This is a genomic window from Roseateles subflavus, from assembly GCF_030285365.1.
Taxonomy (GTDB): Bacteria; Pseudomonadota; Gammaproteobacteria; order Burkholderiales; family Burkholderiaceae_C; genus Roseateles_B; species Roseateles_B subflavus.
In genome coordinates, this window is the sequence record NZ_JASVDS010000004.1 from 177173 (window position 1) to 201054 (window position 23882).

Sequence of the window (23882 nt, forward strand, 5' to 3'; positions counted from 1 at the left end):
CCTCAGTGAGTCAGCGACACGATTCCTTCTTCGACGGCGGCCAGCCCTCCCGCGGGGCGGCGCTGCACCTGGCCGCGGCCCCCGAGCCGCAGGCCGGGCGCGAGCACGCCGTGCCGGAAGGGGACGCCGGAGATCCGCTGCTGCAGGCCCTGGTCTGGCTGACCCAGCACCACGGCAAGGCCCGCTCGCCCGCCTCGCTGCGCGCCTGCGCCCCCTCGGAAGGGCCGCTGGCGCCGAACCAGGCCATCCGCATGATGCGCGAGGCGGGCTACGAGGCCGGCATGCTCTCTAAGGGCCTGGCCGAGATCAACCCGCTGGTGCTGCCCGCCGTGCTGCTGCTGCAGGGCGGCGACGCCTGCGTGCTGGTGTCCCGGCGGGAGGTCGAGGGCCAGCAGGCCTACGAGGTCGTGTTCCCGGGCCCGGAGGCCAAGGCCTGCATGGTCGCGCAGGCCGAGCTGGAGGGTGAGTACAGCGGCTTTGCGCTGGTCGCCACGCCCAAGGAGGTCTCGCAGGCGGACCCCCGCCACCACACGCTGCTGACGGGGCAGGGCAGCCACTGGCTGTGGGGCACGCTCAAGCGCTTCATCCCCTACTACCGCGGCGCGATGACGGCGGCGCTGCTGAGCAATCTGCTGATGATGGTGACGGGCCTCGTCACGAGCGTCATCTACGACAAGGTCATCCCCCACCACGACGCCATGGCCACGCTGTGGACGCTGGCCATCGGCTCGGCCCTGGCGCTGATCTTCGACCTCTTCGCCCGCCAGCTGCGCGCGCACCTGATCGACCTGGCCGGCCGCAAGGCGGACCTGATCATCGGCTCCATGCTCTTCAAGCAGACCCTGCTGGTGCGCATGGAACACAAGCCCGCCTCGGCCGGCTCCTACGCCCACTACCTGGGGCAGGTCGAGACCGTGCGCGAGTTCTTCACCTCGGCCAGCATGTCCGTGGTGTCGGACCTGCCCTTCATCGTGCTCTTCGTGGCCATGACCTTCCTGATCGGCGGGCCGCTGGGCTGGGTGGTGGCCTTCGCGGTGCCCGGCCTCGTGCTGCTGACCTTCTTCCTGCAGAAGTACCTGCGCAACGTCGTGCGGGCCAACATGGCCGAGCAGGCCGAGCTGCAGGGCTCGCTGGTGGAGGTGGTGGAAGGGCTGGAAGACCTCAAGACGGCCGGCGCGGAGGGGCGCTTCCTGCACCGCTACGAGATCAGCAATGCCGTGGCGGCGGAGTCCGGCCTGCGCATGCGGGCCATGCACGCCTTCACGAACAACCTCACCATGACCATGCAGCAGGCCGTGACCCTGGTGATGCTGGTGTGGGGCGTCTACCTGATCCAGGACCGCGTCATCTCGGCCGGCGGCCTGATCGGCGCGGTGATGTTCGCCACCCGCGCCATCGCCCCGCTGGGCAGCGTGGTGAGCCTCACGGCGCGCTACCAGAGCGCCCGCGCCGCCATGCAGTCGCTGGACGAGGTCATGAAGAAGCCCGTCGAGCGCGCCTCGGACCGCAGCTACGTGCCGATGAGCCAGTTCAGCGGCCGCATCGGCCTGCGCGAGGTGGGCTTCTCCTATCCGATGACCGGGGAGCATCCGGCCCCCAAGGTGCTCAAGGGCGTGAGCCTGCGCGTCGAACCCGGCGAGCGCATCGCCGTGCTGGGCCGCATCGGCAGCGGCAAGTCCACCGTCCTGCGCCTGCTGGCGGGCCTCTACCAGCCGACCGAGGGCATGGTGGAGATCGAGGGCATCGACCTGCGCCAGATCGACCCTGCCGAATTCCGTGCCCATGTGGGCTTTGTGTCCCAGGAGCCCAAACTCTTCCACGGCACGCTGCGGGACAACGTCGCCATGGGCCGCCCGGACGTGGACGCCGCCCGCCTGGTGGAGGTGGCCAAGCTGACGGGCCTGGACCGGGTCGTGTCCGGCCATCCGCTGGGCTGGGATCTGCCCGTGGGCGAGATGGGCGGCCTGCTCTCCGGCGGCCAGCGCCAGATGGTGGCCCTGGCCCGCGCGCTGGTGAACCGGCCCAAGCTGCTGCTGATGGACGAGCCCACGAGCTCCATGGACGCCCAGTCCGAGATCCTCTTCCTGCGCCAGCTGCGCGATGCCGCCCAGCATTGCACGCTGCTGGTCGTGACGCACCGCCCGGCCGTGCTGGAGCTGGTGCAGCGCATCGTCGTGATGGACAGCGGCCGCCTGGTGATGGATGGTCCGCGCGACCAGGTCCTGGCGGCGCTGTCCGGCGTGCGTCCGGCGGCCCCGGACCCGGCGGCGGCCACCGCGGCCTCGAACCTGCACATGCACCCGGCTGCGCAGCCGGTGCAGCGCTCCCCGTCCGTCTGATGATCGAAAGAGGGCGCTGAGTGGCTTCTTCCTCCCGTGACGAAGGTCTGTTCCTGAGCAGCCTGGCCGCCGCCCAGGTGGACGAACCGCTGCCGCGCGTGATGTGGGCCGTCTACCTGATGCTGGCCGCCGTCGTGGCCGCGATCATCTGGGCGTCCCTGGCGCAGGTGGATATGGTCAGCCGCAGCGAGGGCCGCGTGGTGCCCGATGGCAAGGAGCAGATCATCGCCAGCCTCGACTCCGGCCTGCTGCGCGAGCTGCTGGTCAAGGAGGGGCAGCAGGTCGAGGCCGGCCAGCCTCTCGTGCGGCTCGACCCGACCCGTGTGGAGGCCCAGCAGAACGAGGGCGAGCTGCGCGAGCTCGCCATGATGGCGCAGGCGGCCCGGCTGCAGGCGGAGGCCAACGGCACGCCGCTGAAGTTCCCGGACGAGCTCAAGGCCGTGCCCGCACTGACGGCGGCCGAGACCCAGGCCTTCCAGGCGCGCCAGCGGCTGCTGGAGGAGTCCCTCGCGGGCATCGAGCGCAGCGCGGCCCTGGTGGGCAAGGAGCTGAAGGTGGCGCAGGACATGTCGGCCAAGGGGCTGATGTCCGACGTGGAAGTCATGCGGCTCACGCGCCAGGTGAACGAGATGCGGCAGTCCCGGTCCGAGCGCCTCGGCCGCTTCCGCCAGGAGGCCACGAGCGAGCTGGTCAAGCTGCAGAACGAGCTGGCGATGATGAAGCAGCAGCAGGTGGTCCGCAAGGACGCGCTGGACCGCACGGTGCTGCGCTCGCCCGTGCGCGGCTTCGTGAAGAACATCCGCATCAACACCATCGGCGGCGTGGTGCCCATGAGCTCCCCCATCATGGAGATCGTGCCCATCGGCAGCCGCATGCTCGTCGAGGCGCGCGTGAGCCCGGCGGACATCGGCTTCATCCAGGTGGGCCAGCATGCGGTGATCAAGCTCTCGGGCATCGACTTCAACGCGCTGGGCGGGCTCGAGGGCAAGGTCGAGCAGATCAGCCCGGACGCCATCGGCGAGGCCAATCCGCTGGGCGGCGACGGGCGCTACTACCGCACCCTGATCCGCGCCGAGCAGAACAACATCCGCTACAAGGGCGAGACCCTGGCCATCATCCCCGGCATGACCGCGGCGGTGGAGATCAAGACCGGCGAGCGCTCGGTGCTGAGCTTCCTCATGCGCCCGATGATGCGTTCGCGCGAGGCCCTGCGGGAGCGCTGAGCCCCGGCACGGGGTCGTCCACCGGCCGGCAAGCCCTCGAGAAGCGGGGTTTGGCGGCGGCTTTTCCCGCTCAAGTTCCCGGCCGCCCTGTGGTCCAGTACAGGCATGAGCAAGACCTGTCTGAACTGCTGGGGAGCCTGAGGCCATGGCAATGCTGCGCATCCTCGTCCTGGGTCTGCTGCTGGGCAGCGTCACGTTCGCCCGCGCCCAGGGCCGCTGCAACGAGGACGACACCAACACCCCGGCCGCGCAGAAGGCGGCAAGCCAGATCGTGATCAGCGATGCCGACCCGCGTTCGCAGATCCAGATCCTCGTGGACCGGGCCCTGGCCCGCAGCCAGTCCGTGGGCATGGTCAAGCTGCTCGCGCAGGCCGCCCGCGACGACTGGGAAGAGGTGAGCCAGGCCAACAAGCCGCGCGCCAGCCTCGACATGCAGACCAACCAGATCGGCTCCTCGACGGACGGCGTGAGCGGTGGCAGCGGCCTGCAGGGCCGCGTCGGCCTGAGCGTGAGCACCACGCTGTTCGACTTCGGTCGCAACCGGCAGCTGGCCGGCTGGCGTTCGCAGCTGGCCGAGGCGGCGCGTCAGGGCTACTTCAATGCCGAGCAGCAGCTCGCGCTGCAGACGGTGTCCCTGGCGCTGGACCGTGGCCGCTACCTGCTGCAGGCCCAGGTGTACGCCCAGTACGTGCGCCGCATGGCCTGCCTGGTGGACTCGCTGGAGACCATCGTCAAGGCCGACAAGGGCCGCGCCAGCGAGCTGGTGCAGGCCCAGAAGAACCTGCTGCAGGCGGACCTGGCGGTGGAGGCCACGATGTCCGCCCTGCGCCAGACCGAGACGCGCCTCAAGCGCTTCGTGGGGGACGAGCTGCCGCCCAGCGCCAGCTTCTCCAACCTGCTCACGCGCGTGCCGGAGCTGGAGGACATGCAGAAGGACGCGATGAGCGCACCGGACGTCATCCAGCTCGAGGCCCAGGCCCGCGCCCAGGGCAGCTACGTCGAGAGCGTGCGTGCCAATGCCAAGCCGCAGGTCAATGCCATCGCCAGCACCAGCGCCAGCGCGGGCGTGACCCGCGTGCGCGACTGGGCGGTGGGCTTCAGCGTCAATGTGCCGCTGATGCAGCCGGGGCAGGACGCCTCCGTGAATGCCGCCACCAAGCGCGCCGAGGCGGCCCGTCTCCAGCGCGAGGACGCCCTGGAGACGCGCCGCTACCGCGTCGTCGACGTGCATGAATCGGCGACCTCCGCCTTCGACCGCGCCCGCCGGATCACCGAGATTCTGCGCAACAGTTCACAGCTGCGCACCGCCACGCTGCAACAGTGGCAGCAACTGGGCCGCCGTTCCCTGTTCGATGTGATGGGATCGGAGTCAGACTACTACTCGCTGCGCATCGCGCACGTGAACGCCATCTTCGACGGGCAGCAGGCCGTGGCCATGCTGTGGTCGATGGGGCGCGGCGTGATGGCGCCGCTGCGCTGAGTTCCCGCCTTCTACCGCATCCAGGTTCAGAGACACACCATGGCAAACATCCTCGATACCGGCGTCAAGCTCGTGAAGAACGTCGGTCGCTACAACATCGGCGCCGGCTCGCTGGCCGAGCTGCGCGGCCTGCTGGACGGCCGCCGGGCGCTGGCGAAGGCCCAGGGGCAGGGCGGGGCGGTGGTGTTCCTGGTGGACGAGTTCTTCGCCCGCCAGCGTGATGTCGCTGCCCGCCTGGGCGTGACGGACGACGACGTGCTGCAGTTCGTGCACACCGCGCATGAGCCCAAGACCGAGGGCATCGACGCCCTGGTCGCGAGCCTGCTGGATCGCGGCCTGAGCCAGCCCGCCGCCGTGGTGGGCATGGGCGGCGGCATCACCATGGACACGGCCAAGGCGGTGTCCAACCTGCTGGGCAACGGCGGCCAGGCGGCCGACTACCAGGGCTGGGACCTGCTCAAGCACCCCGGCGTCTTCAAGGTCGGCATCCCGACCGTCTCCGGCACCGGCGCCGAGGCCACCCGCACCTGCGTCATGACCAACGAGGCCACCGGCCTGAAGCTGGGCATGAACAGCGACTACACGGTCTTCGACCACGTGATCATGGACCCGCAGCTGACGGCCACCGTGCCGCGCAACCAGTACTTCTACACGGGCATGGATGCCTACATCCATTGCATCGAGTCCCTGGCCGGCAGCTACCGCAACGCCATCGGCGACGCCTACTCCCGCGAGACCATCAACCTCTGCCGCCAGGTCTTCGGCCAGGGCGACATGATGGCCCCCGAGAACCGCGAGCGCCTGATGGTGGCCTCCTACCTCGGCGGCTGTGCCATCGCGACGAGCTACGTGGGCCTCGTGCACCCGCTGTCCGCCGGGCTGTCCGTCGTGCTCGGCCTGCACCATTGCGTGGCCAACTGCATCGTGATGCGCGCCATGGGCGACTTCTATCCGCAGGCCTACGACGAGTTCTGGGGCATGGTGGATGCGCAGGGCGTGGAGATTCCGAAGGGTGTCTGCGCGGGCCTGGACGCGGCCGGTTTCGAGGCCCTCTACAAGGCCTCCATCGTGCATGCCAAGCCGCTCACGAACGCGCTGGGCGAGGACTTCAAGGCACGCCTGACGCCCGAAAAGGTGGCGGATCTCTTCCGCCTGATGTAAACAGCGATCGACGCCATCTGCGCAAGACCACGGAGACACCATGCCAGGCTATGAAGTGATGGGCCCAGAGGAGCTGGCCGAGATCCAGGACATCTTCGCCCGCGGCGCCATCCTGTTCCGCCACGGTTTCGATGCCCTGCGCGGGGACTGCTACAAGGTCCGCGAGTTCGAGCAGGCCTTCGCCAGGACGATGGGCTCGCCGCATGCGCTGGCCGTGTCCTCCGGCACCGCGGCGCTGCGCGTCGGGCTGGCGGCGCTGGGCATCGGCGCCGGCGACGAGGTCATCACCCAGAGCTTCACCTTCGTGGCCACCGTCGAGGCCATCATCGAGTCGCGAGCGACGCCGGTCTGCGCCGAGATCGACACCACGCTCAACATGGATCCCGAGGACCTGAAGCGCCGCATCACGCCGCGCACCAAGGCCGTCATCGTGGTCCACATGCTCGGCACGCCCTCGCGCCTGCCGGAGATCAAGGCGATCTGCGACGCGCACGGCATCGCGCTCATCGAGGACGCGGCCTGGGGCTGCGGCGGCTCGCTGAACGGCCGGGCCCTGGGCAGCTGGGGGCGCCTGGGCACCTTCAGCTTCGACTTCGCCAAGACCATGACGACGGGCGAGGGCGGCCTCGTGCTCTTCCAGGAGCAGGCCGACTGGGCCCGCGGCGCCGCCTGGCACGACCATGGCCACGAGAACAACCCCGCCGTGCCGCGCTGGGAGGACACCCGCGCCAGCAGCGGCTTCAACTTCCGCATGATGGAGCTGCAGGGCGCCGTGGGCCTCGCGCAGCTGCGCAAGCTGCCGGACATCGTCACCGCCCAGCGCCGCAACCGCGACCAGCTCTGGAACGCCATCCGCGACCTGCCCGGCATCACGCCGCGCGAGGTGCCCGCGGGCAGCTACGAGACGGCCGATGCGCTCGTCTTCTTCGTGCCGGACAACGCCGCCGCGCGCCGCTGCCGCGAAGCCCTGCTGGCCCGCGGCCTGGCCACCAAGATCCTGCCGGAGGCCTTCACCTGGCACTTCGCCGGCACCTGGACGCACATGCCCGAGCTGGCCGGTGCCCACGGCGGCGACCTCTCGCAGGCCTTCCCGCAGTCGGCCGCGCTGCTGTCGCGCGCGGTGTCGCTCCCGGTGGGCGTGAAGCTGCGTGAGGACGCCCCGGCCCTGGCCCGCCAGGCGCTCCTCGAGGCGCTGCAGCCGCAGGAGGTGAACGCATGAACGTGAAGCCGCTGGTCTCGGTCATCGTGCCGGTCTTCAATCAGGAACGCTACATCGGCCGCTGCCTGCGCTCGCTGCTGAACCAGACCCTGCACAGCGAGCAGTACGAGATCATCGTCATCGACGACGGCAGCACCGACCGCACGCCCTATGCGCTGGAGCTCTTCCACGACGCCATCGTGCCGCTGCGCAACGAGCGCAACCAGGGGCTGCCGGCCTCGCTGAACCGCGGCATCCGCGCCGCCCGCGGCGACTTCATCGTGCGGGTGGACTCCGACGACTACGTCAACGCCAACTTCCTGAACATCCTGCACTTCTTCCTCGACCAGAACCCGCGGCACGACGCCGTGGCCTGCGACTACCTGCTGGTGGACGACCACGAGCAGGTGCTGGAGCGCGTGAACTGCATGGACGAGCCCATCGCCTGCGGCATCATGTTCCGCAAGGCCCACCTGATGGAGACGGGCCTCTACGACGAGAGCTTCCACCGCCACGAGGAGCGCGAGCTGCGCATCCGCTTCGAGCAGAAGCACCACATCGCCCGGCTGGAGCTGCCGCTGTACCGCTACCGCCGCCACGACCACAACATCACCAACGACCTCGACGCCATGGAGCTGCACCGCCAGCGCCTGATCAGCAAGCACGGCGTCGACGGTTCCACGGCCAGCTCGGCCGCCCGCAGGAGCATGCAATGACCGCCTCGGTGACCCTCGGCAAGCGCCGCCTCACCCCCGACAGCCGCCCCTATGTGATCGCCGAGATCGGCGTCAACCATGAAGGCTCCCTGGACCAGGCCAAGCGCCTGATCGAGCTGGCGAAGGAGGGCGGCGCGGACGCCGCCAAGTTCCAGAGCTACAAGGCCGAGACTCTCGCCTCGAAGCACTCGCCGTTCTACTGGGACATCAGCAAGGAGCCGACGCGCAGCCAGTTCGAGCTCTTCAAGAAGTACGACCGCTTCGGTCCGGACGAGTACCGCGCGCTGGCGCGGCACTGCGAGCAGGTGGGCATCGACTTCCTCTCCACGGCCTTCGACGATGCCGCGGTGGAGTTCCTCGATGACCTGATGCCCTTCCACAAGATCGCCTCCGCCGACCTCACCAACGTCCCCTTCCTGCGCAAGATCGCCGCCAAGGGCAAGCCCGTGGTGCTGTCCACCGGCGCGTCGACGCTGGGCGAGATCGACATGGCCGTGCAGACCCTGCGTGCCGCCGGCTGCCGCGAGCTGGTGCTGCTGCACTGCGTGCTGAACTACCCCACGCCCAATGCCCAGGCGCATCTGCGGATGATCAAGGGCCTGCAGCGCGCCTATCCGGAGCTGCTGATCGGCTACTCCGACCACACGCTGCCGGACGAGGCCATGTACCCGCTGATGAGCGCGCACCTGCTGGGCGCCGTCGTGCTGGAGAAGCACTTCACGCACGACAAGACCCTGCCCGGCAACGACCACTACCACGCCATGGACGTGCATGATCTGCGCCGCTTCATGACGGCCCTGGACACGGTGCATGACCTGCTGGGCGAGAGCGATCACAAGCAGCCCACGCCCACCGAAGGACCGGCCCGCGCGAATGCCCGCCGCTCCATCGTGCTCACGCGCGACGTGGCTGCGGGCGAACGGCTCACCGAGGCCCATCTCACCTACAAGCGCCCTGGCACCGGCATCAGCCCGCTGCATTGGGACGACGTGCTCGGCCGGCCCGCGCTGCGGGCGCTGGAGTCCGACCACGTCCTGCAGTGGGCGGACCTGGGGCAGGGCGGCTGAGACGATGGGCGAGCCCCGGCCCGGACGCGTGGTCGCGCTGGTGCAGGCGCGCATGGGCTCGAGCCGCTTTCCCGGCAAGATGCTCGCGCCGCTGGCCGGGCGGCCGCTGCTGGCCTGGGTGCTGGAGCGGCTGAAGCGGGCGCATCGCCTGGACGCGCTGGTGCTGGCCACCACGGACCTGCCGCGTGACGCCGCGTTGGTGGCGCTCGCGCAATCCCTGGGTGTGGCGACCTTCACCGGCAGCGAGTCCGACGTGCTGGGACGGTTCAGCCAGGCGGCCCGGCAGTTCGAGGCCGACACCGTCGTGCGGGTCTGCGCCGACAACCCCTTCATCGACGGCGCCGTCGTGGACGAGCTGGTGGAGTTCTTCGCCGCCAGCGACTGCGACTACGCCTGCAACCACCTCGACCGCCTGGGCAGCGGCTATGCGGACGGCTTCGGCGCCGAGATCCTCTCGGCGGCGCTGCTGCACCGGCTGGACGCCCGCTGCACCGAGCCCCGCCATCGCGAGCACGTCACGATCGCCGTGTGGGACGAGGGCGCCCCGTGGCGCAAGGCCGCACCGCCCGCGCCGCCCGCGCTGGCCCAGCCCGCCATGCGTTTCGATGTGGATGAACCCGGCCACCTCGCGGCCCTGGAGGCGCTGGCGCTGCGCCATGGCCTGGGCCTGCACAGCACCGCCGCCGAGGTGGTCGCCGCGCGACGGAAGGGCGCCGTGGCCGCCTGAGTGCGCCGCCCGTTCCCCCAGAGCCGCTCAAAGGGCGGCTTTTCCCCTGCTTTTTGCCCTAAAGAAGGGGCGTGAGCTGCCTACAGTGGCATCTCATCCCATGGATCCCGTGGCACAGTGCAACGGGGTCACGCACCACTGGACAAGGGCAGGGCGGCTGTGCAGATTCAGGCCATGAGCAGCAAGACCATCACCGACACCGGCGAGCGACGCGTCGCCGCCGAGATGCAGGCCTGCCTGGAGCGCCTCTTCCCCCTGCCGCGCTGCCTGGCCGGCGAGGCCAACCGCGCCACGCTGCGCGGCCTGCAGGCCATCGCGCCCCTCTCGATCCAGGAGATTCCGAGCGGCACCGCGGTCCACGACTGGACCGTGCCGCCCGAATGGTCGGTGCAGGAGGCCTGGATTGCCGACGCCCGCGGCCGCCGCCTCGTGGACTTCGCCGACCACAACCTGCATCTGGTGAGCCACAGCTGCCCCGTCGATGCCTACATGGACTGGCCGGCGCTGCAGCCGCACGTGCACACCCACCCGGAACTGCCGGAGGCCATTCCCTACCGCACCAGCTACTACCAGCGCAGCTGGGGCTTCTGCGTCACGCAGGCGCAGGCCCAGGCGCTGGCCGCCGCGCCGGGCCCGCTGCAGGTGCGGATCGACAGCGCGCTGACGCCCGGTGCGATGAGCGTCGGCGAGCTGCTGCTGCCGGGGCGCCGGGCGCAGGAGATCCTGCTGTCGGCCTACATCTGCCATCCGTCCATGGCCAATGACAGCCTCAGCGGCGCCGTGCTGCTGGCCTTCATCGGCCGCCACCTGGCCTCGCTGCCGGACCGCCAGTACAGCTACCGCCTCGTGTGGGTGCCCGAGACCGTCGGCGCCGTGGCCTATGCCGCCACGCATGCCGAGGCCATGCGCCGGGTCGAGATGGGTCTCGTCGTGACGACCGTCGGCGGTCCCGGCCCACTGGGCTACAAGCGGACCTTTGACGACCGCCATCCGCTGAACGCGATGATCGAGTCCGTGCTCCGCGAGCGGGGCGACGATTTCAAGACCTACCCCTTTGACATCCACGGCAGCGACGAGCGCCAGTGGTCCTCGCCGGGCCTGCGGATCCCCACCGCCACGATCTGCAAGGACCGCTACTACGAGTACGCCCAGTACCACAGCTCGCTCGACGACCTGCGCCTGGTCAACGGGGCGCAGATGGCCGAGAGCCTCGATGCCTACGTGCGTCTGATCGGCACGCTGGAATCGCGCGAGCTCTATCGCAACACCGTCGGCGCGGGCGAGGTCATGCTGTCCCGGCACGATCTCTACCCCAAGAGCGGCGGCGCGCAGCGGCCGGAGCTGGGCGGGCGCAGCGAGCTGGACCTCATCCTGTGGCTGCTGTGGCATTGCGACGGTCACACCAGCCTGCAGGACATCGCCGTGGCGCTGGACGTGCCGCTGGCACGCCTGCGCGAGCTGGCTCAGCGGCTGAGCCAGAAGGGCGTGCTGGCCCATGTCTAAGCTCGACCTCCAGCCTTTCGAGGACCTCGCCGCCTGGGACGCCCTGGTGCAGCGCTCGCCGCAGGGCAGCCTGTTCTGCGAGAGCTGGTTCGCCGAGGCCGCCCGCGAGCCGGTGCAGCGCTTCGCGGTGATGCAGAAGGGCACGCTCAAGGCCGGGCTGTGCCTCCCGCTGGCCGCCGACGGGCGAGGCGTGATCGCCCCCGACCTCACCATCTATGCCGGCCTGCTCTATGACCTGGACGCCGGCCGCCAGCGCGTCAAGCGCCGGCATGACGAGTTCCAGATCGCGGAGTTCGTGGCCGCCGAGCTGGCCACGCGATTCGAGCGCGTCGAGCTGCAGCTGGCGCCTCAGATCGAGGACCTGCGCCCCTGGCTGTGGCATGACTATCACGGGCCCGCCGGCGGACGTTTCCAGCTCGACCTGCGCTACACCACCGTCCTGGACATCAGCAGCCTGCAGGGCGTGGGCGGCAGCGAGAGTGCCGCGCAGGCCAGCACGCTGTTCGCCGAGATGGAGACCGTGCGCCGTTACAGCGTGCGGGAGGGCTGGAAGAAGGGCGGCCGCGTCGAGATCGTGCATGACAGCGCGCCGCTGATCGACTTCTACCGCGCCCTCATGAGCGCCCAGGGCCAGCCGCCCGAGGAGCACCGTCTGCAGGCCATGGCCGGCGTGATGCAGGGCTTGATCTCCCGCGGGCGGGGCGCCATCTTTCATGTGCTGGACGCCGAAGGGCAGCTGCTCTATGCCGTGGGCTATGGCTGGGACGAGCGCCGTGCCTACTATCTCTACGGCGCCGGCAGCCCGGACCGCAGCGCGCCCTGGCAGGGCACGCTGGCGCACTGGGTGGCGTTCCAGTACCTGGCCCAGGAGCATGGGCTCAGCGAAGTGGATCTCGAAGGCGTGAACAGCCCGCAGCGCGGCTGGTTCAAGCTGGGCTTCGGCGGGGACCTCGTGTCCTACGCCTGCATTCGCAGGGGAGAGCAAGCATGAGCGACACCAGCCGCCACAGGCTCGAACATCAACTGGCGGAGCTGCACCTGCGCGAGCATGCGGTGCTGCTGGGCAACGGCACGACGGGCCTGGCCCTGCTCATGCGGGCGCTGGGTCTGCAGGATCGCCAGGTGGCCGTGCCGGACAGCGTCTGCCTCAACGTGCCGCTGGGGCTGCGCCTGGGCGGCGCGGTGCCCGAGTACCTGGACAACCAGTGGAGCGATCTCGGCCTGGCCGTCGCCGCCCTGGCCGTGCCAGATCCCGCCCGGGGCGCCCTCCTGGCCGTGCATGGCTACGGCCAGGTGAGCGACATGGACCCGCTGATCGCCGCTGCGCACCGGCAGGGCCTGCCTCTCCTCGAGGATGCCTGCCTGGCCATGGGCGGCACGCACCACGGCCGGCCGGTCGGCAGCTTCGGGCTCGCCTCGGTGATCAGCTTCGGCGCCGGCAAGCCCCTGAGCCTGGACCATGGCGGCGCGGTGCTGACCGACGATGCCGCGCTGGCGGCCGAGCTGCGGGCGCTGGACGCCGCCTTGCCGGCCTTCCGCGAGGCGGCCCAGGCGCGGATCGATGCCCTGGGCTCGGCCCACACCCGCCTCTACAACCGCTGCTGGCCGGACGAGATCGCCAGCGAGGCGCCCGCCTACGCCGCCGAGCTGCTCGCCTCCGGGGACGCCTTCCTGCACCGCTTCGACCCCCGCCGCGAGGCGCCGCTGCAGGCCCTGCTGCCGCGCCTGCCTGCGCTGGTGCAGCAGCGCCGGGAACAGTTCGAGCGCCTGCGCCAGCTGCTGCGGCCCCTGGAGGGCGAGGCCCTGCAGGTGCTGCCGCTCACGCCGGGCGCCGTGCCCTGGCGCCTCAACGTCCTCATGCCCCATCGCCACGAGGCCCTGCAGGCGCTGCATGCACAGGGCCTGCACGCCAGCAGCTGGCATCCGCGCGCCAGCGCCTTCCTGCCCGGCCCGGGCGCGGAGGCGGCCCACCCCGTCGCCGAGCGGCTGGGCCAGGAGATCCTGAACCTCTGGGTGGACGAGCACGCCACCCCCGCCTACTTCCAGGACGTGGTCCGCACGCTGGCGGAGCACCTGTCTTCCCGGGTCAGGCATGACCTGACCCTGCCGGCCTGACGACGGCCGGCCCGACCCGATTCCCTGCATTCCCGGAGCCTCACGACCATGGACAAGCTGCCCATCTCCGTCACCATCTGCACCTACAACGAAGAGCAGGACATCGGCGACTGCCTGCGCAAAGTCTTCGCCAACCATCCGGCCGAGGTCATCGTCGTGGACGGCGGCTCGACGGACCGCACCGTGGAGATCGCCACCGCCGCAGGCGCACGGGTGATCCAGCCGGGCGTGAAGGGGCTGTCCTCGCAGCGCCAGGCCGGCATCGACGCCGCCACCCAGCCCTTCGTGGCCATCATCGACGGCGATGACCACGTCGAGCCCGACTTCCTCTCCACGCTGCTGAAGGAGATGCAGGACTACGGCTACGACGCGCTGCTGGGCCGCGAGGTGGCCTATGAGCCCAAGACCTACTGGGAGAAGGCCATGGGCAGCACGAACTACGGCATCACCTTCACCGAGAAGCCGGTGGACACGAACATGGTGGGGCGCCCCTCGCTGTACCGCGCCGAGGCCATCAAGCACTGCGGCTTCGACAGCTTCTTCAATGGCGTGGGCGACGAGGACACCGACCTCTCGATCCGCATGGAGATCGCCGGCTTCCGCCAGGGCATCGGCACCGGCCTCACGCATCGCCAGCAGACGCCCAGCTTCGGCGGCATCGTCAAGAAGTTCGTCAAGTACGGCCGCGGGGATGCGCGCATCGTCTACAAGTACCCGTTCAAGGCCAAGAACCTGATCTACCACCTGGCCATCCGCTATCCCTTCGTGCGCGGCGGCAAGGCCATCGCGCGGGGCGACTGGAAGTACTGGCCCTTCTACGCCATGTACGGCTGGATCCGCTTCTTCACGATGCTGCCGGAGCTGGTCAAGCTGCTGTTCGCGCGCCCGAACCACGGGCCCTATCCGGCCAAGGTGCGCGGCTGATGCCGGGCTGGTGGGAGGGGCTGCAGACGCGCGTCGCGGCCTGGCTGCCGAGCGTGGAGGCGCCGGGGCATCCGGGCTGCTACCGCCTGGCACGGGTGGCCCTGCATCCGCGCTCGATCGACGCCACCTCGCTGGCGCTGGACCTGCGCCAGATGCTGGGCTTGCCGGGGGATCCGGCCGGCGCGCTGGACTTCTTCGATGCTTGCCAGGACCCGGCCACGGGCTTCTATCACGAGCCGCACCGCGACGAGCTGGACGCCGGCGTGCCGCGCATCCACGAGATGTCCGGCACCTACTTCGGCTACCAGGTGGGGGCGGTGCTGCTGGCGCTGGACCGAGCGCCGCGTCATCCCTTCGCGTTCTACGAGCCGCTGCGGCCGGCCGGCGCCCTCGAGCGCTACCTGCGCGAGAACATGCCCTGGCAGCGCGCGCCCATGGGCGCCGGCAATATGTGCGACCACGGCGCGACGATGATGCGCGCGAATGCCCGCTTCTTCGATCCGTCCTGGCACGAGATGCTTCTGCGCATGAGGGGCTGGCTGGACGCCGCCCAGGATCCGGCCACCGGCCTGTGGGGCGACGAGGCGCCGCAGGGCAAGAACGGCCTGGTGCAGGCCGGCTACCACCTGATGCGCGGCCTGCACTTCCACGACGACGCGCCGCCCGCCTGGTGCGAGCGCATCACCGACACCACGCTGGCCAGCCTGGCGGAGTGCAGCGTGTTCCAGGACGGGCAGGGCGAGGCCTGCCACGACATGGACCATTTCGTGGTGCTCGAACGCATGCTGCGCTTCACCAACGGCTACCGCGAGGCCGACATCCGCGCCGCCTGCGAGCGCCGGCTGCAGCAGCTGCGCCATCTGCACCGGGAAGACGGGGCCTTTTCCTTCGAATCCCAGGGCAGCATCACCAACCATAATCGGCACGAGGTCACGGCGGGCCTGCCGCAGAGCGACCTCGTGGGCACGGTCTTCTTCCTGGAGACGGTCCTGCGCCAGCTGCGCGTGCTGGGCCTGCCGGTGGCCTGGGGCAGCTCGGTCACGCATGGCGTGCCGCACTGAGAGCCTGGACCGGGCGCCCGGAGGCCCGGCCCCATCACGAGCGAGGAATGCGATGAGTGATCTGGTCCAACGAGCCTGCCCGGTCTGCGGCGCGGGCGCCGCCGTGGAGGTCCACCGCCACCGCTTCAGCGCGCTGGCGGGCGTGGACCTCGACGGCTTCGAGCAGTCGCTGCTGAGCTGCGAGGACTGCGGCACGCATTACGTCGGCGAGTACCTGTCGCCCGCGGCGCTGGCCCGCTACTACGCGCACTCGTCGAGCTACGAGTACCTGGTCAGCGAGCAGGCCCTGCCCCGCGAGGAGGCCCAGCGTTCGCAGCAGCAGCACGCCTTTTTGCGGCCCTACCTGAAGGCGGGGGCCCGGGTGCTCGACGTCGGCTGCTCGACCGGCTACACGCTCTCGCTGTTCGCCGAAGACGGCCATCAGGCGCACGGCATCGAGCCCTCATCCGTGCTGAGCCAGATGGCCCGTGAGCGCTACGGCCTGCGGGTGGACACCTGCTTCGTCGAGCGTGCGGACCAGCTGCCGCCCGGGCAGGACCTCGTCATGCTGTCCCATGTGCTGGAGCACCTCATGGCGCCGGCCCCGATGCTGGCGGCCATCCGCGCGAGCCTCGGGCCGGGCGGCCGGCTGTTCATCGAGATTCCGGTGATCGAGCTCTTCGACGAGCGCGACCTGTTCCAGCTCTCCTTCGAGCACGTCAACTACTTCTCCCATGGCTCGCTGAGCAACCTCATGCACCGCTGCGGCTTCCGCGAGGTGGAGCACCAGGTCTTCGAGAACGACGACGGCACCTCGCCGCACTACCCGACGCTGGCCAGCCTCTGGGAGGTGGCGGACGACGCCGCCGCGCTGCCCCGGGTGAACCGGGCTCGCCATGACCGGGCCGTGCTGCGCCGCTACCTGCAGCTCGTGGCGCGCCACACCGAGCAGACCGACGCCCTGATCCGCCAGCTGATGGACGCGGGCCGCCGCGTGGCCATCTGGGGCGGCGGCACGCTGACGGCGCAGCTGCTGGCCAAGTCGGCGCTCGGGCACTACCGAGAGCAGCTGCTGGGCATCCTCGACGTCGATCCCAAGAAGCACGGCCTGCAGATGCAGAGCATGCCCGTGTGGCAACCCGACTCCGCGCAGGGTCAGGCCTTGCTGGCGGGCGCGGAGGCCGTGATCATCGGCTCCTGGTCCAGCCAGGACGCCATCCACGCGGCGCTGCGCCAGCGCGGCGTGGCCGAGAGCCGCATCGTGCGGCTCTTCTCCACGCCGCACTGATCCCGCCCGCCGTTCCGATCCGCCGTTCCGATCCACTGTTTCCGGCCCGTCCGCCCGGCACCTCCACGCCTCGTCCCCGCATGCAGCACAGCGTTCTCGTCAACCACCGCACCGACTTCATGCTGGCCCAGCAGCTGCTGAGCCAGCTGCCCGAGGCCGAGGTGCTGCTCTTCGACCCGCAGCTGCTGGAGCATGCCCGCAACCTGGGCCTGCCCCACGCGCGGTTGCAGCGCTGGCCGGGCAACGACCTGAACTGGCGCGTCTACCGCGGCGTGCGGGAGGAGGCCGCCGCGCTGCAGGCGCGCCTCGACACCGTGCTGGCGACGTGGGTGCCCGAGGCCCCCGGCTGCCAGTGGCACCACTACGGGCTCTTCTACCTGCTGTTCACGCTGCGGGGCTATGCGGCCATCGGCGAGCAGCTCGCCGCGCAGCGGCCCCCGTCCCGCCTGCACGTGATCGCGCCGCAGCAGGCCTTCCGCTACGGCCAGCACTCCTTCGCGCCGGCCCTCGCCCTGATGCAGGCCTTCGGCCGCGCCGGGCTGCCGGGGCAGTTCTATTCCTATGACCTGCCGGCCCCGCCCGAGGAGCAGGTGCCCGACCTGCGCACCGCGGCCGACGCCCATCCCGAGCTGCTGGTGCACCTGCCGACCTGCTTCTACGACCAGGCCTACTTCGAGGGCGAGGTCCTGGCGTCCGGGCAACGGGCGCTGAACCTGCCGTCGCCGTTCTACGACGTGAAGCTGCCGGCGATCCCCGGCCTGCCCTTGGAGCCGCTGCTGGCGCTGGGGCAGCGCATCCCCGCGGCGCAGCTGGACCGCATCGACGGCGTGCTGGCCTCGCTGCGGCAGATCCTCCAGGAAGCCCTGGCGCCCTTGATGCCGAGCCCGGCGCTGCTGTCGCTGCAGCTGCAGGCGCTGCTCGAGGCCTATCGGCGGCAGCTGATGTTCTTCGAGTCGCTGGAGCAGGCCTTCGCCGGCCGGCCGGGCCATCAGCTGCTGATCTCCAACCACGATGCCGGCCTGCACGGGCCGCTGCTGAGCCATGCGCAGCGCCATCGCATGAAGGTGCTGCTGGTGCCGCACGCCAAGTTCTTCAACGCGCCGGCGCCCGAGCTGCCCAATGCCTTGTGCCTCAGCCATGCCTTGCAGGGCACGGCGGTGGCGGGCCTGAGCGGCCGGCCGGTGGCCTCGGCCACGCTGGCCTTCCCGGAGCGCCTGAGCCTGCCCGAGACGCTCCCCCAGCCCCTGCGCACGCTGGGCGTGCTGCTGGCGGGCGTCTCGTACAACAGCATGTGCGCGGCGGACATGGACGCCTACCTCGATGGCCTGCGGCGCCTGCACGACTGGTGCGCGGCGCAGGGCATCGACTGCCGCCTGCGCTGCAAGCCGACCGACGGCTTCGCGAGCCAGATTGCCGAGCACCTCGGGATCGGCGTGCAGGAGATCCTGCGCCAGTTCGACGGCAGCCTGGCGGACTTCGGCGCCGCCTGCGACCTCTGCCTGGGCTACGACGTGCCCACCAGCGGTGCGATCGAGCTCCTGCGCCAGGGCACGCCCATGGTGCACGCCCAGCTGCGGCCGCTGCTGCCCGAGGAGCTCTCGCTGCTGAACGGGCGGATCGTGCCGCTGCGCATGCTGGACGAGACCCTCGCCCAGCTGCAGCAGTGGCAACAGGACCCCAGTGCCCTGTGGCGATTCCGCCGCCAGCAGCACGCCGCCTACCTGCAGCTCCAGGCCGAGGCGCGCCCGCTGCGGGACTTCCTCGGCTGAACAGGACGCCCGCGACGGCGCAGTTCGAGCGCTCGGCCGAGGCATTTCCGGCTTAGCATCGGCGGATCATGAGCCCAGGAAGCCGGACCTTGAGCCCCATCGACTTGCCGGATGTCTTCATCCACAGCCACGCCCTGGTGGAGAGCCCGTTCATTGGCGCGGGCAGCCGCATCGGCGCCTTCGCCCACGTGCTGCCGGGCGCCCGCATCGGCCAGGACGTCGACATCGGCGACCACGCCCTGGTCGATGGCCAGGTCCAGATCGGCCAGCGCGTGCAGGTGCGCCCCGGGGCGCAGCTCTGGGCGCCGCTGGTGGTGGAGGACGACGTCCGCATCGGGCCCAACACCGTGTTCAGCGGGCCTGCGGGCCCCGGCGCGGCCGGCTGCAGCAAGGTGGGCGCCGGCGCCGTCATCGGGGCCAATGCCACCCTGCGCTTCGGCCTCAGCATCGGCCCGCGGGCGCAGGTGCAGGACGGCGCCGTCGTCACGCGGGACGTCCCGCCGCATGCCATCGTGAGCGGCAATCCGGCCCACATCGTCGGCTATGCGGACACCCCGCATCTGGACCTCCCGGTCGCGCCGCGGGCGGCCAGCCAGCTGGCGGCGCCGCCCGTGCTCAACGTGGCGACGGCGCGGCTCGTCGCCCTGCCCAAGATCGTGGACCTGCGCGGCGCCCTGAGCTTCGGCGAGATCGGCACCCATCTGCCCTTCACGCCGCAGCGCTTCTTCATGGTCTACGACGTGCCGAGCAAGGAAGTGCGGGGCGAGCATGCGCACAAGGCCTGCCACCAGTTCCTCGTCTGCGTGAAGGGCAGTGTCAGCGTGGTGCTGGACGACGGCCGTGCCCGCGACGAAGTGACGCTGGACAGCGCCCGCATGGGCCTGCACATCCCGCCCATGGTCTGGGGAATCCAGTACCAGTTCTCGCCGGACGCCGTTTTGCTGGTGCTGGCGTCGGACACCTATGCCGCGGATGACTACATTCGCAAGTACGAGGACTTCCTCGCCGCCCGGGGCCTGCCCGGGCGCTGAACTGCCGGCACGACGGCCGACACGGCAAGGAGTACGCGAGATGGCTGAATCCAGCCTGCCCTTTCTCAACCTGCAGCCGGCCTATGCGGCCAGCCAGGCGGCCATCGACGCCGCCCTGCTGCGCGTGGCCCGCAGCGGCTGGTTCCTGCTCGGGCAGGAGCTGGTCGCCTTCGAGGAGGCGTACGCCCAGTCTGTCGGCGCCGCGCATTGCGCGGGCGTGGCCAACGGGCTCGATGCGCTGACGCTCGCGCTGCGGGCACTGGGCGTGGAGGAGGGCGACGAGGTCATCGTGCCCTCCAACACCTACATCGCCACCTGGCTGGCGGTGAGCCAGTGCGGCGCGACGCCCGTGCCCGTGGAGCCGGACCCGCTCACCTTCAACCTCGACCCGGCGCGCATCGAGGCCGCCATCACGGCTCGCACCCGGGTGATCCTGCCGGTGCACCTCTACGGCCTGCCGGCGGACATGGACCCGATCATGGACATCGCCCGGCGCAACGGGCTCAAGGTGCTGGACGACTGCGCGCAGGCCCACGCCGCGCGCTACCACGGGCGGCCGGTGGGCAGCCTGGCGGATGTATCGGCCTGGAGCTTCTACCCGGGCAAGAACCTCGGCGCCATGGGCGATGGCGGCGGCGTCACCACCGACCTGACCACGCTGGACGAGCAGGTGCGCGTGCTGCGCAACTACGGCTCGCGCCGCAAGTACCACAACGAGTGCAAGGGCGTGAACTCGCGTCTCGACGAGATCCAGGCCGCAGTGCTGGCCGCCAAGCTGCCGCAGCTGGAGGCCTCGACGCGCGAGCGCCGGCGGCTCGCGCGCTGCCTGCTGGAAGGTCTCGCGGGCGTGCCGCTGCAGCTGCCGGTCGTGCCGGAAGGGCTGGAGTCGGCCTGGCACCTGTTCGTCGTCCGGCACGAGGCGCGGGACCGTCTGCAGGCCGGGCTGGCCGAACATGGCATCGGCACGCTGATCCACTACCCCGTGCCGCCGCACCTGCAGCCGGCCTATGCCGAGCTCGGTTACCGCGCGGGCGACTTCCCCGTGGCCGAGGCCATGCACAAGCAGGTGCTGAGCCTGCCGCTGTGGCCGGGCATGAGCGAGTCGCAGATCGACCAGCTGATCCAGGCCGTGCGCCGCTGCGCCTGAGCGGCTCAGCGCCCGGGCGCCGGTCCGCGGGAGCGGGCCGGATTGCCGACCCACAGCTCGCCCGCCGGCACGTCGCGCGTCACCACGCTGCCCGCGCCGATCAGCGCGCCTTCGCCGATGGTCACGCCGCCGAGGATCGTGGCGTTGGCCCCGATGGAGGCGCCGCGCTCGATGCGCGTCGTCTGGAAGGCCGCCGGGTACTGCTTGGAGCGCGGCGCGCGGTCGTTGGTGAAGGTGGCGTTGGGGCCGATGAACACGTCGTCGGCGATGCGCAGGCCGTCCCAGAGCTGCACGCCGCTCTTGACCGTCACCCGGTCGCCGAGGACGACGTCGTTCTCGATCAGCACCTGGGCGTTGATGTTGCAGTCCGCGCCGATGCGCGCGCCGGGGAGGATCACGCAGAACTGCCAGATGCGCGTGCCGGGGCCGATATGCGGGCTCTGCACGTCGGACAGCGGATGGATCTGGGCGGGGGCGGTGTCGGGCTGCATGGGGCGAGCATACGCGACCAGGCGAGCAGGCGAGCCCCGAGACGGCGCCTCAGGCCGCCAGGGAGATCGCGTCCAGCAGCTCGCCCTCGATCTGCAGCTGCAGCTTGTTCTGCTGCAGCGCCGGGCCGTCGATGAGGAAGGTGTCTTCCACGCGCTCGCCCAGGGTCGAGATCTTGGCCAGCTGCAGGTTGATGTGGTGGCGCGCCAGCACGCGGGCGATGGCGTAGAGCAGGCCGGCGCGGTCGCTCGTGCTGATGGACAGCAGCCAGCGCTGGGCGCGCTCGTCAGGGCGCAGCGAGATGCGCGGCGTGTAGGGGAAGCTCTTGACGCGCCGGGAGAGGCGGCCGCGGCGCGGCTCGGGCAGCGGGCCCTCCGCCATCAGCGCGGCCAGCAGGCGCGTCTCGACGAGCGAGACGAGGTCGCGGTGGTGCATGTCCAGATCGGGCGCGATGACCTGGAAGGTGTCCAGCGCATAGCCGCTGCGCGTGGTGTGGACCTTGGCGTCGAGGATGTTGAAGCCGGCGCCGTCGAAATAGCCGCAGATGCGGGCGAAGAGGTCGGCGCGGTCCGGGGAGTAGACCAGCACCTGCAGGCCTTCGCCCACGGGCGAGGGGCGGGCGCGGACCACGGGCACGTCCGTCTGCACGAATCGCCAGAGCGCGCGGGCGTGCCAGGCGAGCTCGCCGGCCTCCTGTCGCGCGAAGTAGCTGACGTCCAGCGTCTTCCACAAGGGCTCCTCGGTGCCCGGCAGCTGGGAATGCAGGGCCAGGTCTTGCCTGGCCTCCTGCTTGCGGGCCTCGATCTCGGCCTCGCGGTTGATCTGCGCGCCGCCCAGGCGCCGCAGCGTGAGGCGGTAGCAGTCCTCCAGCAGCTTGCCCTTCCAGGCGTTCCAGACCTTGGGGCTGGTGCCCCGGATGTCGGCCACGGTGAGCAGGTACAGGGCGGTGAGCGTGCGCTCGTTGCCGACGAGCTTCGCGAAGGACTCGACGACCTCGGGATCGGAGAGGTCCTCCTTCTGCGCCACGCGGGAGAGGGTCAGGTGGTGCTTGACGAGGAACTCCACCAGCGCGGCGTCCGCCTTGGGCAGCTTGTGGGCGCGGCAGAAGCGGCGGACTTCCTCGCCGCCGAGCTCGCTGTGGTCCCCGCCGCGGCCCTTGGCCACGTCGTGGAAGAGGGCGGCGATGTAGAGCACATAGGGCCGCTCGAACTGCGCGGCCAGCTGCGAGCAGAAGGGGTACTCGTGGGCGTGCTCGGGAATGAAGAAGCGGCGCACGTTGCGCAGCACCATGAGGATGTGCTGGTCCACCGTGTAGACGTGGAACAGGTCGTGCTGCATCTGGCCGACGATGGCCCGGAAGACCCAGAGGTAGCGCCCCAGCACCGAGGTCTGGTTCATCAGCCGGAATGCATGCGTCTGGCCCTTGCCCTCCTGCACGATGCGCAGGAAGGTCTGGCGGTTGACCGGGTCGCTGCGGAAGCGGGCATCCATCAGCCCGCGGGCGTTGTAGAGGGCGCGCAGCGTGCGGGCCGACAGGCCCTTGATGCCCGTGGCCTGCTGGTAGACGAGGAAGGTCTCGAGGATGGCGTGCGGGTCGCGCTGGTAGAGGTCGTCGCTGGCCACCTCGAGCATGCCGCCGCGGTCCAGGAAGCGCTCGTTGATGGGGTGCATCGCGGCGTCCTGCGAGCCGTTGATGCGCTCCTCCAGATTCAGCATCAGGATCTGGTGCAGCTGCGTCACCGCCTTGGCCGCCCAGTAGTAGCGGCGCATCAGCACCTCGGACGCCCGCTGGCCCTTGCTGCCCTCGTAGCCGAAGCTCTGGGCCACGGCGGTCTGCAGGTCGAAGACGAGGCGGTCCTCGCGCCGTCCGGCCACCACGTGCAGCCGGGCGCGGATCAGTTTCAGCACGCCCTCGTTGCGCTGCAGCTGGCGGCTCTCGAAGGACGTGATCAGCCCCTTGGCGGCCAGCTGGGGCCAGGTCTTGCCCAGGCCGGCGGCGCGGGCCACCCAGATCAGCACCTGCAGGTCCCGCAGGCCGCCCGGGCTTTCCTTGCAGTTGGGCTCCAGCGCGTAGGGCGTGTCGTCGTACTTGATGTGACGCTGGCGGGCCTCCAGCTGCTTGGCGCGCAGGAAGGCGCGCGGATCGAGCGCCTGCAGGATGTGCTGCTCGAAGCGCTTGAACAGCGCGCGCTCGCCGGCCAGGCAGCGGGCCTCCAGCAACGAGGTCTGGATGGTGATGTCGCCGGCGGCTTCGCTGACGCATTCCTCCAGCGTCCGCACCGAGGAGCCGATCTCCAGGCCGACGTCCCAGCAGGCGGTGATGAAACCCTCGATGGCGCTCTTGAGCGGCCCGGGCTGGTAGGCGTCCAGCCCCTCGGGCAGGAGCAGCAGGACGTCGATGTCGGAGTAGGGGAAGAGCTCGCCCCGACCGTAGCCGCCCACCGCCAGCAGCGCGGCGCCCGGCGGCAGCCCGGCCTGCGACCACAGCATCGCCAGCGTCCGGTCCACGTGCCCGGCCAGCTGCCGCATGAGCCGGCTCGCGGCGGCAACGGTCGGCGCCGCAGCGCGGAAGGCGTCCAGCAGGCTGGCCTTGCCGGACTTGAAGTGCTGGCGCAGCTCAGCCACGCCCAGGACGGGCAGATCGCTCATGCGTGAGACTCCGGGC

General features: G+C 70.5%; 19 protein-coding genes. 17 read left to right on the forward strand and 2 right to left on the reverse strand.

Annotation, left to right across the window (positions count from 1 at the left end):
- Positions 1 to 5 precede the first annotated feature (5 nt).
- The 17 genes from QRD43_RS15170 (at position 6) to QRD43_RS15250 (ending at position 20728) form a co-directional block, all read left to right on the forward strand.
- A complete protein-coding gene (locus tag QRD43_RS15170) occupies positions 6 to 2339 on the forward strand; it encodes a type I secretion system permease/ATPase (protein ID WP_285983344.1) in 2334 nt (777 codons plus the stop codon).
- 20 nt (positions 2340 to 2359) lie between these two features.
- On the forward strand, positions 2360 to 3562 hold the full coding sequence (locus QRD43_RS15175) for a beta-barrel domain-containing protein (RefSeq protein ID WP_285983345.1): 1203 nt from the start codon (positions 2360 to 2362) through the stop codon (positions 3560 to 3562).
- A gap of 145 nt (positions 3563 to 3707) precedes the next feature.
- The gene (locus QRD43_RS15180) at positions 3708 to 5042 is read left to right on the forward strand and encodes a TolC family protein (RefSeq protein ID WP_285983346.1); all 1335 of its coding nucleotides are present in this window, start codon (positions 3708 to 3710) and stop codon (positions 5040 to 5042) included.
- A gap of 39 nt (positions 5043 to 5081) precedes the next feature.
- Positions 5082 to 6203, forward strand: coding sequence for an iron-containing alcohol dehydrogenase family protein (locus QRD43_RS15185; RefSeq protein WP_285983347.1), 1122 nt, complete (start codon positions 5082 to 5084; stop codon positions 6201 to 6203).
- A 40-nt stretch (positions 6204 to 6243) separates the two neighbouring features.
- Positions 6244 to 7422: a DegT/DnrJ/EryC1/StrS family aminotransferase gene (locus tag QRD43_RS15190; protein WP_285983348.1), complete on the forward strand. Its 1179-nt coding sequence runs from the start codon at positions 6244 to 6246 to the stop codon at positions 7420 to 7422.
- The gene (locus QRD43_RS15195) at positions 7419 to 8117 is read left to right on the forward strand and encodes a glycosyltransferase family A protein (protein ID WP_285983349.1); all 699 of its coding nucleotides are present in this window, start codon (positions 7419 to 7421) and stop codon (positions 8115 to 8117) included. Before QRD43_RS15190 ends, QRD43_RS15195 begins: the two co-directional genes overlap by 4 nt.
- Positions 8114 to 9184: an N-acetylneuraminate synthase family protein gene (locus QRD43_RS15200; RefSeq protein WP_285983350.1), complete on the forward strand. Its 1071-nt coding sequence runs from the start codon at positions 8114 to 8116 to the stop codon at positions 9182 to 9184. Before QRD43_RS15195 ends, QRD43_RS15200 begins: the two co-directional genes overlap by 4 nt.
- A gap of 4 nt (positions 9185 to 9188) precedes the next feature.
- A complete protein-coding gene (locus QRD43_RS15205) occupies positions 9189 to 9911 on the forward strand; it encodes a cytidylyltransferase domain-containing protein (protein ID WP_285983351.1) in 723 nt (240 codons plus the stop codon).
- A gap of 174 nt (positions 9912 to 10085) precedes the next feature.
- Positions 10086 to 11414 (forward strand): DUF4910 domain-containing protein, encoded by a 1329-nt coding sequence (locus tag QRD43_RS15210; protein ID WP_285983352.1) that lies wholly within the window; start codon positions 10086 to 10088, stop codon positions 11412 to 11414.
- Positions 11407 to 12405: a GNAT family N-acetyltransferase gene (locus QRD43_RS15215; protein WP_285983353.1), complete on the forward strand. Its 999-nt coding sequence runs from the start codon at positions 11407 to 11409 to the stop codon at positions 12403 to 12405. Before QRD43_RS15210 ends, QRD43_RS15215 begins: the two co-directional genes overlap by 8 nt.
- A complete protein-coding gene (locus QRD43_RS15220) occupies positions 12402 to 13529 on the forward strand; it encodes a DegT/DnrJ/EryC1/StrS family aminotransferase (protein WP_285983354.1) in 1128 nt (375 codons plus the stop codon). The genes QRD43_RS15215 and QRD43_RS15220 overlap by 4 nt, the downstream gene beginning before the upstream one ends.
- A gap of 48 nt (positions 13530 to 13577) precedes the next feature.
- On the forward strand, positions 13578 to 14453 hold the full coding sequence (locus tag QRD43_RS15225) for a glycosyltransferase family 2 protein (protein WP_285983355.1): 876 nt from the start codon (positions 13578 to 13580) through the stop codon (positions 14451 to 14453).
- Entirely contained in the window at positions 14453 to 15514 is a 1062-nt protein-coding gene (locus QRD43_RS15230) for a hypothetical protein (protein ID WP_285983356.1), read from the forward strand. The genes QRD43_RS15225 and QRD43_RS15230 overlap by 1 nt, the downstream gene beginning before the upstream one ends.
- A gap of 52 nt (positions 15515 to 15566) precedes the next feature.
- Positions 15567 to 16781, forward strand: a complete 1215-nt coding sequence (locus tag QRD43_RS15235) for a class I SAM-dependent methyltransferase (RefSeq protein WP_285983357.1) — start codon at positions 15567 to 15569, stop codon at positions 16779 to 16781.
- 80 nt (positions 16782 to 16861) lie between these two features.
- Positions 16862 to 18550, forward strand: coding sequence for a hypothetical protein (locus QRD43_RS15240; RefSeq protein WP_285983358.1), 1689 nt, complete (start codon positions 16862 to 16864; stop codon positions 18548 to 18550).
- A gap of 89 nt (positions 18551 to 18639) precedes the next feature.
- Positions 18640 to 19581, forward strand: coding sequence for a WxcM-like domain-containing protein (locus QRD43_RS15245; RefSeq protein ID WP_285983359.1), 942 nt, complete (start codon positions 18640 to 18642; stop codon positions 19579 to 19581).
- 40 nt (positions 19582 to 19621) lie between these two features.
- Positions 19622 to 20728 (forward strand): DegT/DnrJ/EryC1/StrS family aminotransferase, encoded by a 1107-nt coding sequence (locus QRD43_RS15250; protein WP_285983360.1) that lies wholly within the window; start codon positions 19622 to 19624, stop codon positions 20726 to 20728.
- A gap of 5 nt (positions 20729 to 20733) precedes the next feature.
- On the opposite strand, the gene QRD43_RS15255 is transcribed toward QRD43_RS15250, so the two are convergent.
- Positions 20734 to 21219 (reverse strand): acyltransferase, encoded by a 486-nt coding sequence (locus QRD43_RS15255; protein ID WP_285983361.1) that lies wholly within the window; start codon positions 21217 to 21219, stop codon positions 20734 to 20736.
- Positions 21220 to 21268: 49 nt separating this feature from the next.
- Entirely contained in the window at positions 21269 to 23866 is a 2598-nt protein-coding gene (locus QRD43_RS15260) for a [protein-PII] uridylyltransferase (RefSeq protein WP_285983362.1), read from the reverse strand.
- Positions 23867 to 23882 lie beyond the last annotated feature (16 nt).